The sequence below is a fragment of the Brevibacillus sp. YAE8 genome (assembly GCF_057543335.1).
On sequence record NZ_BAAIYG010000022.1, the window covers coordinates 72,199 to 84,287 of the forward strand.

The window sequence follows — 12,089 nt, forward strand, 5'->3', positions numbered from 1 at the left end:
AATTTTTCCGAACGATATGTAGCAAGTCTGCCTGGCAATGTCCAGGAATGGAGAAAAGGCGATCTTGCAGTGTTTGCCAGCGAGTCGTGGTATGATAGAAGAGAGAGAACGAATTGGGATGGAGGCTGCGTGATGAAATTCATAGATAACCAAGGCATTACAGACCCCCGCATCAATCTGGCTATTGAGGAATACGCGCTGAAACATTTGCCCGCAAGCGAAGATTACTTGTTGTTTTACATAAATGAACCTTCGATCATCATCGGAAAAAATCAGAACACGATCGAAGAAATCAATGCCGCCTACGTCGAGGAAAACAACATCCATGTCGTGCGCAGGCTGTCTGGCGGCGGAGCCGTCTACCACGACCTCGGCAACCTCAACTTCAGCTTCATCACCAACGACGACGGCGAGTCTTTTCACAACTTCCGCAAATTCACCGAGCCGGTCGTCCAGGCGCTGAAAAAGCTGGGCGTCGAGGCGGAGCTGACCGGACGCAACGACATTCAGGTCGGAGAGCGGAAAATTTCCGGCAATGCGCAGTATTCGACCAAAGGCCGGATGTTCAGCCACGGCACGCTGCTGTTTGACTCCGAAATGGAAAACGTGGTGTCTGCCCTGAAAGTAAACGCCGCGAAAATCCAGTCGAAGGGCATCAAGTCCATTCGCAGCCGCGTCGCCAACATCTCCGAGTTTTTGCCGCAGCCGATGACGATTGAAGAGTTTCGCCTGGCGATTCTCCATTCCATTTTCGGGGAGGGCCAGGTCGAGGAATACAAGCTGACCGACGAAGACTGGGCGAAGATTCACGAGCTGTCCAAAGCCCGCTACCAGAGCTGGGACTGGAACTACGGCAAATCGCCGAAGAGCAACTACCGCCAGACGAAGCGGTTTGAGAACATTGGCAGCATTGAGGTGCAGCTCGATATCGAGAAGGGAAAAATCAAGGAAGCGAAAATATACGGAGACTTCTTCGGCGTGCGAGACGTAGCCGAGTTGGAGGAACTGCTGCGCGATACGCCGTATGATCGCGCGTCTGTCAGCGAGCGGCTCGCCGGCGTCAACCTGCAGGAGTTTTTCGGCAACCTCGACCGGGAAGCGTTCGTCTCCTTGCTGATCGCATAAAACACGCATCGTCCGAAGCGGATTCGCGGACCGCCGCCAGTCTGTTGTTTTTTGGCACAGGCAAAGCCAGGCACGGCAAAAAACAAACGGACGTGACGGTTTCGCTGATCGCAAGCGGTTGTTGCCGCTTCGCCGGAAAACGGCGAGCCGCCTGTCACAAAAAAAGGTGGTAGCAGACGATGAGAAGTGAACGAGAAATGATGGAGCTGGTGCTGGACTTCGCGCGCGCAGACGAACGGATTCGCGCCGTGACGCTGGAAGGCTCGCGGACCAACCCGCGCGCTCCGAAAGATATGTTTCAGGATTACGACATCAGCTATCTTGTCACAGACATGCAATCGTTTTTGGATGACCCTGACTGGATTGATGTGTTTGGCGAGCGAATCATTTTGCAAACGCCCGAAGATATGGCGATGTTTCCGCCAGACCTGGGCAGACGCTTTTCCTACCTGATGCTGTTTACGGACGGCAACCGGATCGACCTGACCTTGATTCCGCTGGACGAAAAGGACGAGTACTTCCGGGAGGACAAGCTGCTGCGCGTGTTGCTGGACAAAGATCAATGCTTGCCGGAGGTGCCGCCGTCGACGGACGAGGACTACTGGGTGAAGCGGCCTTCCGCGGAATACTTCCGCGACTGCTGCAACGAATTTTGGTGGGTCTCGACGTACGTGGCAAAAGGCTTGTGGCGACGGGAAATTTTGTTTGCCATCGAGCATCTGGAGCGCTACGTCCGGCCGATGTTGATGAAAATGGTCGAGTGGCGGGTAGGCATTCAAACCGATTTTTCCGTGAGCATCGGGAAGGGCGGCAAATATTTGGAGGCACATCTGACTGCCGAGCGGTGGCAAAAGCTTTTGTCCACCTATCCCGGCGGCAGCTACGAAGGCGTCTGGGCGGCACTGTTTGCGATGGGGGAGCTGTTCCGCGAGGTCGCAAACGAGGTGGCGGCTGCCTTGGGCTACGCGTACCCGCAGGGGGATGACGAGCGGGTGACGCACTATTTGCAGCGTGTTTCCCGGCTTGCGCCCGATGCCACGGAAATTTTTTGACCACACGAGCAGGGGAGGGTCCTAGCCCTAGCAGGTAGCCAGGACGCGGATCGCACAGTGGCTGCTCGGTTGGCTCGGGAGCAAGCGTTATCATGGTGATCCCCGTGACCGTGATACGGCCGGGCAGACGTGATCGTTTGCACCAAGTTAAAAGGTAACGTTTCAAAATGAAAAGGAGGCTGTCCCAATCGTCGCAAGACAACGGGACGGCCTCTTTTTTGATTTTATATGCACGACGCAAATAAAAATCATTGACATAAGCGTTCGAATATGTGATTATCTACTCTGCAACTGATAATGAGAATTATTATCATAAAAATAGTTTACACCAAACACCATGGAGCAAGGAGAAATGAACGCATGAAAAAAACAGCACGAATCGCACTGGCCTGCTTGGTTGCCGTAGCCGTAGCCGTATTGGCGGGTTGTGGCACAAGCCAAACCGCATCGGAAGCAGATACGCAGCCAAAGACACGCGTCGTCAAGCATCTGATGGGGGAAGTGACGATTCCGGCGGAGCCGAAACGGATTGCAGACGTGTCGGGGGCAGCCGAGGAACTTTTGATTTTGGGACACAAGCCGGTGGCAACGGCGAATACATACAAAACAAAGATTATGTCCCACATAGCGGACAAGCTGACAGATGTAAAACCGGTTGGCTGGATGTGGGATGACTCCATCAATCTGGAGGCGGTAGTGGAAACAAAGCCAGACCTGATTATTATGAACAACCGCCAGCAAAAGCTGTACGAGCAAATGTCCAAAATCGCGCCAACGGTCGTGCTGGAAACAGACATGGACAAATGGCGGGACAAGTTTAAAGAAATCGGCCGCCTGTTCGGACAGGAAGAAGATGTGAACAAATGGCTGGCTGGCTACGACGAGAAGACGAAAACAATGCGCGAGCAGCTCAAGCAGACATACGGTGACAGAGCTTCATGTTCCTCGCTGTAACGCCGAAACTGTTCCGTGTGTACGGAAACTACGGCTATGCGGACATCCTGTTCTCGGATCTCGGCTTAAAGCCGGCAGCGGGAACACCTGCCGATAAAACAATGGAAATGGTCGAGCTGGAAGGACTGTCGAAGTTTCAGCCGGACCATCTGTTCCTCGTCAACTTCGGCGGCAAAGCGGATGAGGTTTACGCAGAGCTGAAAAAGAGCTCGGTTTGGAACAGCAACAAAGCCGTTCAACAAGGCCATCTTTATGAAGTGACGAACGAAACGTTCAACATCAAAGCGTTTGGCCCAATCGGCAAGGAAATGCTGCTTGGGGAGATCGGGGCGATGTTGCTGAAAAAGCAATAACCATGCGCTCGGCACAGTAGAAGCGGGAAAGAAACGCAATGTTTCTTCCGGCTTCTTTTTTTGGGGAAGACTGTTGGACAGACGAGCGTTTCCTTTTTTAAAATATTCCTTTACGAGAATATTCCCTATCGCGTATATTATGGATAACAGACAGATGACTGGAGTGGCAATGGAGATGAGAAAATACCGAGAAATCATCATGTAATGAGGTGAATGACATGTCAGGGAACAATCCGGACATGGGCATGACAACGCTGGGCGCTTTGGCTGAACCGAATCGTCTGCAGATCGTAGAGCTTTTGCGCGACGGTCCTTTGACTGTGGGCGAGATTGCCGATCGGCTCGGACTTCGCCAGCCCCAAGCCTCGAAGCACTTGAAGGTGTTGAGCGACAACGGCATTGTGGAAGCCAAAGCCGAGGCGAACCGCCGGATTTACCGACTGCGGCCGGAACCGTTCCAGGCGCTCGATGCCTGGGTAAAATCATTCCAGCGCATCATGGAACAAAGGTACGACAATCTGGAAGACTACTTGCGGGAATTGCAGAACAAGGAAAAATTCTAGAGTGTACAAAAACGAGGAGGAATCGTCATGTCCAGAAACGCAATGGTGTCGAGAGTAGAAGGAGATCGCGTACTGGTGCTGGAGCGTGTTTTCGACGCACCGCGCGAGCTTGTGTTCCAGATGTTTAAAGAGTCGGAGCATCTCAAGCGCTGGTGGGGACCGAGAGGCTGGGAGGTTCCGGTTTGCCACATTGATTTTCGCCCGGAAGGCGTCTGGCATTACTGCATGAAGTGTGCCGATCAGAGCCAGGGCGAGTATTACGGCATGGAATCGTGGGGCAAAGGCGTGTACAAGGAGATCGACGAGCCGAACAAGATCGTCTACGTCGACTACTTCTCCGATGCAGAAGGAAACGTGGACGAGTCGCTGCCGTCGACAGAGGTCACGCTGGAATTTATCGACGTGGACGGCAAAACGAAGCTGGTCAACCGGGCGGAATACGCGTCCGCAGAGGCGCTCAAGACGGTCATGGACATGGGCATGCTGCAAGGCATCACGGAGACGTGGGACCGTTTGGAAGAGCGCTTGAACGAAATATAATAAGAGATCGAGCAAGGCCGCCTGGCTGTGGAGCTGGCGGCTTTTTCTTTTTTTGCGCAAAAAATGTAAGCAAATTTTATTTTTTCGTCTAATCAATAAGAACAACGTTAGATGAAGGAGCGAAGCAATGGAGCCGGATGACAGAATCGAGCAATGGTTTCTACGATACGGCAACGATGTGTACCAGTACCTGGCCTATTTTACAGGCCGAAGAGACGTGGAGGATTTGGTTCAGGAAGTATTCACGAAGGCGCTGAAAGCCTTGTCCGGCTATGAAGGCAGGGCGCAGCCCAGGACGTGGCTGCTTGCGATCGCGCGGCACACGGCGATCGATCATCTGCGCAAGCAAAAAATGATCGACTGGTTCCCGGAGTCGATCCTCCGGTTTCTCCGTTCCAGGGAGCGCACGCCGGAGAAAGCATTGGTGTTAAAGGAGCAGCTACAAGAGGTGTACCAGACGATGAACCAGCTCAAAAGGACGTATCGCGAAGTTTTGATCTTGAGCCTGATCGAAGGCGTATCGACGGAGGAGACAGCCGAAATTTTGGGGTGGAGCGAAGCAAAAGTGAGCACCACGCTGCACCGGGCAGTCAAAGAGCTGCAAAAACGAATGCGCAATCGCGGCAAGGAGGTCCAGCTACATGACGTCATCTTCTGAAGAAAAAGAGATTAGCAGGCTGCTGCAATCATTTCCGAGGCTCAGCATGGAGGAGGACAAGCAGCGCGACATCATTCGTCAGCTTCGCCAGGACAAGGCGCTGCTCGAAAAGCGGAAAGGACGGACAACGTCCCGCAAAGCTATCGGAGGGATCGCCGCTTTTTTGGCAGCGGTGTGGCTCGCTTCTCCGTTTCTGCCCCCGTCACAAGCTCCATCCCCTCCCGGTAGCCAGAAGACAGAGGGCGAGAGTCGGCCGGCTGCGGGAGCGGCGGAGACGGACCTTGTGCTGACGATCGACTCGCAAATCCAGTCGTATGTGGAAAAGGCGCTCGCGCAGACGCACGAAGCTGTTCGTCCGAAAAGCGTGACAGTCATCGTCGCCGACCCGAACAGCGGCGAGATTTTGGGGATAGGCAGTCGGGGGAAGGATGAAAGCGAAAGTCGTTTTGACGGCGCGGTAAAAGCAATGCCTGACCCCGGCGCGGCCTATCAGATTGTGACGCTGGCGGCAGCGATACAGGAAGGCAAGTTTGATCCGCGCGAAATTTACGAATCCGGGACGTACACCGATATTCCGGGCGAACCGATCAAAGATTTCAACAACGGCATCGGCTGGGGGAAAATCACCTATCTGGAAGGAGTTCTTCGTTCCTCGAATGTGGCATTCGCCAAGCTTGCCCACGAACGATTGCAGCGGGAGACGATGCAACAATATTTGCAGCGATTTGGCTTCGGGCAAAAAACTGGGGCAGGGGTGGCAGATGAAGAGGCGGGGCAGCTTCCCAAGCTGGACGAGCCGCGCCAGGTAGCTTTGGCGGCCACGGGGCTGGGCGGTGCGGTTACTCCTCTGCAACAGGTTGCTGCGGTGGGGGCGATCGCCAATGGCGGAAAACTGATGCAGCCGCATCTGTTTAAACAGGCGGGAGTGGGGGAGAACAGCCGTTACATGATCCGCCAGGTCGTCTCGGAGGAAACGGCGGAAAAAGTTCGCGACATATTGGACTCTGTGGTCAACCGCGTTCACGGCTCCGGAGTTGGCCTTCGTCTTGCGCAGGAAGATTATTCGGTAGCGGGAAAGCCTAGTGTGATAGAGAAGACCGATCAGCAGGGGAACGCAACCGGAAAGTACGTTGTTTCCGTGATCGGATTTGCGCCCAGTGACGATCCGAAAGTTTTGGTGTATATCGGGGTGGACGAGCCGCAAAGGGAGTGGCCAGAAGTGCTCAGTTGGAGAAAAATCGTCGCTGAGCCATTCCAGCAGGTCTTGCAAAACAGCTTGCAGCATATACAGAAGCAATGAGCGGCGGCGAGGCGAAAACAGGATAGCTGATTGGCAGAAACAGGGATTCGCGAAGGGCAGGGCATGCTCTCGCGAATCCCGTTGTTTTTTCGGCTGATCGTCTCGATCGATGAATCACGCAGTCGGCCCCCCGGCCCGCTTGGTTTTTTCCGGCCTTTTCCCGTATCGGAGCTGTTTTCGCTGAAAATGGTTGTTGCGGATCAGGGCAAAAATGACCAGCAACGTGCCGTAAAACTCGAACATGCTGATTTCGTAGCCTTGAAGCGCCATCAAGGCAAACGTCGTGACCGGAACCAGATTGATGAACAAGATCCCGTTGAGCGGAGTGAGCCTTTTTATCCCTTCATTCCAGCTTAACAGGGCGACTAGTCCCGGCAGCAGGACCATGAAGGCCATTTCATAGCGGATCGAGCTGATGCTTTCCCAGCTCGGGGCGGGTATCCATTGAAGCAGAGTGGCAGTCGCGACCACGCCAAAAGAGGCGCCTGTGCCGAGCAAGCACGTCAATGTCGAGTAGCGCAGCGTCGACCAGCCGCCAAAACGCGCGCTCCCCATCGAGTAGACGCCCCAGCCGACGACGCCTGTGAAGATGAGCAGCAGCGGGAAAAGCTGGTCGCTTGCCGTGACGAAGAAGGCCAGGCTCCCGTTTGTAATGACCAAGAGCGCCCCGGCCAAAGCGATGGCAATGCTCGTGATCGCATAAGCCGGCGGCCATTTTCTGGTATGCAGGGCAAGCAGCGCGATGGGGATCATCGGCATGAGCACTTCCATGATGGAGGCAGCGATCGTGCCTGTTTCTCCCATAAGCTTTTTCGCGCGATATTTTGGCGAAAATGGAGGATATGCACCGATTTTTTCATCAGACGTCCGTGCCGTCCGGCGTGCTTTCCATCGGCATGGTCGAGACGATCAATCGGCTTCCTGACCTGTTGTCGGCCTATTGCAGCCGGTATCCGCAGGTCGATCTCTCGCTTACGGCTGGCGTAACCGAGCGTCTGCTCCAGCACGTACTCGATGTGGAGCTGGACGGGGCGTTCGTGACGGGGCCGATCAGCCATCCGTTGATCGAGCAGGTGCAGGTTTTTACCGAGGAGCTGGTGCTCGTTACCAAAGGAAGCTCCTTTGCGCTTGAGGAGGTTACGGGAAAAGGCGCTGCTTTTGTACAACAAAGGCTGCGGGTTCCGCGAGCGGCTGGAGAGCTGGATGAAGCTGGAAGGCTTGATTCCGAAAAAGGTCATGGAGTTTGGAACGTATGAAACGATCATCGGCGGTGTCGCAGCAGGCATCGGCATGACGATTTTGCCCAGGTCGGCGGTACGGCACATGGCTGAAAGCGGGCAAGTTCATCTGCATGCGGTGCCGAAGCTGTACCGGGACGTGACGACGGTTTTCATCCGCCGAAAAGACGCCGTCATCACGAGCACGATGCAGTCAACCTCTGCCACTTTCCCGTTTGGCCAGTCATGTTGCCTACAGCCAATACCATTTTGCGCGTATTTTCATGGAAAGGATCGGCCTGTCTCCGCTGTACTACGTCTCCTCGATGCGCTTGCAGAAGGCGAAGGATTTGCTGCTGCGCACGAACATGAGCGTTCGCGATATCGGCCGGGAAATCGGGCAGCAGAGCCTTGGGACGTTTTCCAGCCGATTTGCCGAAAAAGTGGGCGTATCGCCGAGCGAATTTCGCGAGTCTGCACAGCGGGCTGACGACCAACTGCGCTCTTTGCGGTTGCTTTCCGACTGGAGGCAGTTTTATTGATCTTGGCATCATAGCAATCGAAAAGAAATCACAAGCTATGGGTCATGGTAGGATAGGATGGGTTACCGATTTAGAGAAGAGATGAAGTGAGTGCGCATACTCGCAATTGGACGATCGAAAGGAGAAACCAAGTGGAAAATCATCAAGATGCAAAGCAGAGCGGAGGGACGTTCGGGAGCAGGAGCAACTTCCTCGTCGTCATGGTCATGATCCTCGGCGTTTTTGTAGCCATTCTCAACGAGACGCTCCTGAACGTGGCCTTGTCGAAAATTATGGATGACATCGGCATTTCTCCTAGCAAGGCGCAATGGCTGGCAACGGGCTATTTGCTGGTGATTGGCGTATTGATCCCGATTACCGCCTTTCTCATTCAACGGTTTACAACGCGGGCGTTGTTTTTGTCTGCGATGGGGCTGTTCGCGCTGGGGACGCTCGCGGCGGCGATTGCGCCGGGATTCGGCCTGCTTTTGGTCGGCAGGGTGCTGCAAGCTGCGGGAACGGGGCTGTTGTTCCCTTTGCTGACGAATGTGGTGCTGTCCGTCGTCGCGATTGAAAAACGCGGTTCCGCGATGGGAACGATCGGGATTGTCATTACGTTTGCACCGGCGATCGGACCGACGCTGTCCGGCATCGTCGTCGAACATTTCAGTTGGCGCGCGCTCTTTTACGGCGTATTGCCGATTGCTTTGTTCGTGATCGCTTTCGCCTATTTCCGACTGAAAAACGTGACGGAAACTTCTCGCCCGCGCGTTGACGTGCTTTCGCTGCTGTTGTCTACCTGTGGCTTCGGGGGCATCGTGTTTGGCTTCAGCAGCGCGGGAGAAGGTTCTGGCGGCTGGGGGAGCAACGAGGTGCTTTGGCCGATCGCCATCGGGGTTGTCGCCCTCATCCTGTTCACCTGGCGGCAGTTGCGCCTGGCCGAGCCGCTGCTTGATCTGCGCACTTTTACGTATAAAGTATTTCGGATGTCGACTGTCATCATGATGATCGTCATGATGGCGATGTTTTCCGCAATGATGCTATTGCCGATCTTCCTCCAGAACGCACTGGGCTACAGCCCGTTTGAGGCAGGACTCGTCATGCTGCCGGGCGGGATCGTCATGGGGATCATGTCGCCGATTACCGGGCGCCTGTTCGACAAGTTCGGGGCCAAATGGCTGGCTGTCATCGGCCTGGCGCTCGTCGGCAACACGCTGTGGCAATTCGCTTTTATTACCTTGTCTACTTCGTATGCGACCATCATGATCTTGAACACGCTGTTGATGCTGGGCATCTCGATGCTGATGATGCCGGTCATGACCAACGCCTTGAACGAGCTGCCGCCGCAGCTTTATCCGCACGGCACCGCCATTATCAGCACGCTGCAGCAAGTGTCGGGAGCAGTCGGGACGGCTCTGCTGGTCACGATCATGACAAACGGCACCAACCGTTACTTGGAGCAGGTCGGGGGAGCAGAAGCAGATGCCACCCAAAAGGTGCTCGCCATGATGGCAGGAATGAAAAGCGCATTCCTGCTCGCTTTCGCGCTTGTCGTGCTTGCCTGGCTCATTTCGTTGTTTATCAAGCGGGCGGTCCCGCCGAAAAAAGAAGGATGGGAAGGCCAGGGCGCGTCTGCGCATTGATCGTTTTTGCAGGTCAGAACAAGTGACGTTGTTCTGGCTTGTTTTTTTCCTCTCCACCTCAGTAATAGCCCCAAAGACCTTCGCTTGTTTCTCCTGTTTCCTCTGAGGGGCCGGGGAGCTTGGCTCGATTGGGTTTTTAAAAGAAAGGGAGTTGATCGTTGCTGTAGCGGAGAGGAAACAGGAGAAACCGCTCAAGGTCGGCCTTTGTTAAACTGACATGAAAAGCAAACGCCAGAGGGAAGTAGCGTCGATTTTTGCAAATGAACCAGACTGCATGATTCGTTTGTGAAAAAGACACCAAGCACCCACGAAATTGCATCCTCACCCAAGCTTTTAAAGTTTTTTTAACCCCCGCCCACCCCCGCAAGCCCCTGACGAGGAAAGAGAAGAAATAAGCGAAAGCTCTTTGGGAACCCAACCGAGGTGGAGGGGAAAAAGCGAAACACGCTTTTAAGCGTCCACTCTGAGCTACATCCTCGAAAGGACCACTTTGGACGCGGTTTCGCTTTTTCCCCGGAGCCGGGCAGTGAAGCTTCCGCGCAGGGAGCCCAAGAAGCTACAGCGATTTCTTCTCTTTCCTCGCCACCACTATGGCCGCGATAAAGGGCTTTTAGTAACCACTTTCAACGATTCAAAATAACTAATAAACCCTGGCTAAACTTCTTCCCCCACATCAAAAAAACTAATGACTTCCCACCCAAAGGGAAAAACTAGCTGCAAATCGTCGAACTTTTATTTGCGGGCAGGAAAAACGAACGACACGCGAAATGTTTACAAGGCGTGAATGCGCGCAAACGAAAAGAAAGCAGGGAAAACAAATGTCAGCACCTTACAAAAAAGTGTTTTGGGCAGCCGGCTTTGGCTGGATGTTCGACGCGATGGATGTTGCCCTTTTATCATTTATTATGGTTGCACTCAGGCAAGAATGGGGATTGTCTCCGGAAGAAGCCGGCCTCTTGGGGACCGGCAACCTCGTAGGCATGGCTATCGGGGCGATTGCAGGCGGCTACATGGCAGACCGGATCGGGCGAAAGCCAGTCTTTCTCCTCACACTCCTGCTGTTTGGCGCGGCCAGCTTCGCCAGCGCTTTTGCCACAGGCTTTCTCACCATGCTGCTCTTCCGCTTTTTTATGGGCTTGGGCCTGGGCGCAGAGCTGCCTGTTGCCTCCACGCTCGTCAACGAGTTCGCGCCCCCGGAAAAACGCGGGAGTACCGTCGTGCTGCTGGAAAGCTTTTGGGCCGTTGGCTGGATCGCGGCAGCGGTGATCTCGTACTTCATCATCCCGGAGTACGGCTGGCGAGTGGCGGTCATCATCGGGGCCTTGCCGATTGTGTACGCGTGGTACGCGCGCAGGGCCATTCCCGAATCGCCCCAGTTCCAGCAGCGCGCCGAGCAGGTGCCGCTGCAGAAGCTGCTCACCTCGCACAAGCGGGAAACGATCGCCTTGTGGGCGGTCTGGTTCGCCATCGCCTTTTCCTACTACGGCATGTTTTTGTGGATGCCGTCCGTGCTCGTGGACAAAGGCTTTACGATGATTAAAAGCTTTCAGTACGTCCTCATTATGACCTTGGCGCAGTTGCCGGGCTACTTCGCCGCAGCGTACCTCGTGGAAAACTGGGGCCGCAAAAAGACGCTGGCAACCTTTTTGTTGATGACCGCCGTGATGGCGTTCGCCTTCGGGCAGAGCAGCGGGACGACCGAGCTGCTGGTCACAGGCGCGTTGCTCTCCTTTTTCAATCTCGGCGCTTGGGGCGCTTTGTACGCCTACACGCCGGAAAACTACCCGACGCCTCTGCGCGCGACAGGCTCTGGCGTCGCTTCCGGCATCGGGCGGATTGGCAGCATTATCGCGCCTTATCTCGTCGGCTACTATTCGGCCTTGCACTACAGCTATACGTTCATTTTCAGCGTGTTTACGATCGTGCTGTTCGTCGGCACAACCGTCCTGCTCGTGTACGGAAAAGAAACGCGGCCGTCTGACGCCGCGAGCGTAAGCTAAGCGGCGGTCAGGCAAGCGGAAGGCCGAGCGAACAGGCAAGCGGAAGGCCGAGCGAACAGGCAAGCGGAAGGCCGAGCGAACAGGCAAGCGGAAGGCCGAGCGAACAGGCAAGCGGAAGGCCGAGCGAACAGGCAAGCGGAAGGCCGAGCGAACAGGCAAGCGG

8 protein-coding genes and 4 pseudogenes are annotated in these 12,089 nt (G+C 54.9%); 11 read left to right on the forward strand and 1 reads right to left on the reverse strand.

What is annotated here, in order from left to right; genetic code table 11:
- The first annotated feature begins 132 nt into the window (after positions 1-132).
- From lplA to AC27IT_RS20840, 7 genes and pseudogenes are all read left to right on the forward strand, one after another.
- A complete protein-coding gene (gene lplA / locus AC27IT_RS20810; RefSeq protein ID WP_007781102.1) occupies positions 133-1,125 on the forward strand; it encodes a lipoate--protein ligase in 993 nt (330 codons plus the stop codon).
- A 179-nt stretch (positions 1,126-1,304) separates the two neighbouring features.
- Positions 1,305-2,177: an aminoglycoside 6-adenylyltransferase gene (locus tag AC27IT_RS20815; protein WP_238504327.1), complete on the forward strand. Its 873-nt coding sequence runs from the start codon at positions 1,305-1,307 to the stop codon at positions 2,175-2,177.
- A 360-nt stretch (positions 2,178-2,537) separates the two neighbouring features.
- A pseudogene (locus AC27IT_RS20820) lies at positions 2,538-3,484 on the forward strand (ABC transporter substrate-binding protein).
- Between the two features lie 218 nt (positions 3,485-3,702).
- Positions 3,703-4,047, forward strand: coding sequence for an ArsR/SmtB family transcription factor (locus AC27IT_RS20825; protein WP_026558143.1), 345 nt, complete (start codon positions 3,703-3,705; stop codon positions 4,045-4,047).
- Positions 4,048-4,074: 27 nt separating this feature from the next.
- The gene (locus AC27IT_RS20830) at positions 4,075-4,587 is read left to right on the forward strand and encodes an SRPBCC domain-containing protein (protein ID WP_327945213.1); all 513 of its coding nucleotides are present in this window, start codon (positions 4,075-4,077) and stop codon (positions 4,585-4,587) included.
- Between the two features lie 127 nt (positions 4,588-4,714).
- On the forward strand, positions 4,715-5,245 hold the full coding sequence (locus tag AC27IT_RS20835) for an RNA polymerase sigma factor (protein WP_327945212.1): 531 nt from the start codon (positions 4,715-4,717) through the stop codon (positions 5,243-5,245).
- The gene (locus tag AC27IT_RS20840) at positions 5,229-6,545 is read left to right on the forward strand and encodes a penicillin-binding transpeptidase domain-containing protein (RefSeq protein WP_327945211.1); all 1,317 of its coding nucleotides are present in this window, start codon (positions 5,229-5,231) and stop codon (positions 6,543-6,545) included. Before AC27IT_RS20835 ends, AC27IT_RS20840 begins: the two co-directional genes overlap by 17 nt.
- Before the next feature lie 114 nt (positions 6,546-6,659).
- Here AC27IT_RS20840 and AC27IT_RS20845 read toward each other — a convergent pair.
- A pseudogene (locus AC27IT_RS20845) lies at positions 6,660-7,355 on the reverse strand (EamA family transporter); the annotation flags it as partial.
- 86 nt (positions 7,356-7,441) lie between these two features.
- Here AC27IT_RS20845 and AC27IT_RS20850 point away from each other — a divergent pair.
- The 4 genes and pseudogenes from AC27IT_RS20850 to AC27IT_RS20865 all read left to right on the forward strand — a co-directional run.
- Positions 7,442-7,916: pseudogene (locus AC27IT_RS20850) on the forward strand (LysR substrate-binding domain-containing protein); the annotation flags it as partial.
- 61 nt (positions 7,917-7,977) lie between these two features.
- A pseudogene (locus tag AC27IT_RS20855) lies at positions 7,978-8,301 on the forward strand (helix-turn-helix transcriptional regulator); the annotation flags it as partial.
- A gap of 134 nt (positions 8,302-8,435) precedes the next feature.
- Entirely contained in the window at positions 8,436-9,926 is a 1,491-nt protein-coding gene (locus tag AC27IT_RS20860; RefSeq protein ID WP_025849055.1) for an MDR family MFS transporter, read from the forward strand.
- Between the two features lie 818 nt (positions 9,927-10,744).
- Positions 10,745-11,926 (forward strand): MFS transporter, encoded by a 1,182-nt coding sequence (locus tag AC27IT_RS20865; protein ID WP_340673023.1) that lies wholly within the window; start codon positions 10,745-10,747, stop codon positions 11,924-11,926.
- Positions 11,927-12,089 lie beyond the last annotated feature (163 nt).

What these genes read in the sequence shown, in the direction of transcription:
- lplA (WP_007781102.1), top strand. Translation starts at nt 133, where the DNA reads ATGAAATTCATAGATAACCAAGGCATTACAGACCCCCGCATCAATCTG.
- AC27IT_RS20815 (WP_238504327.1), top strand. Translation starts at nt 1,305, where the DNA reads ATGAGAAGTGAACGAGAAATGATGGAGCTGGTGCTGGACTTCGCGCGC.
- AC27IT_RS20825 (WP_026558143.1), top strand. Translation starts at nt 3,703, where the DNA reads ATGTCAGGGAACAATCCGGACATGGGCATGACAACGCTGGGCGCTTTG.
- AC27IT_RS20830 (WP_327945213.1), top strand. Translation starts at nt 4,075, where the DNA reads ATGTCCAGAAACGCAATGGTGTCGAGAGTAGAAGGAGATCGCGTACTG.
- AC27IT_RS20835 (WP_327945212.1), top strand. Translation starts at nt 4,715, where the DNA reads ATGGAGCCGGATGACAGAATCGAGCAATGGTTTCTACGATACGGCAAC.
- AC27IT_RS20840 (WP_327945211.1), top strand. Translation starts at nt 5,229, where the DNA reads ATGACGTCATCTTCTGAAGAAAAAGAGATTAGCAGGCTGCTGCAATCA.
- AC27IT_RS20865 (WP_340673023.1), top strand. Translation starts at nt 10,745, where the DNA reads ATGTCAGCACCTTACAAAAAAGTGTTTTGGGCAGCCGGCTTTGGCTGG.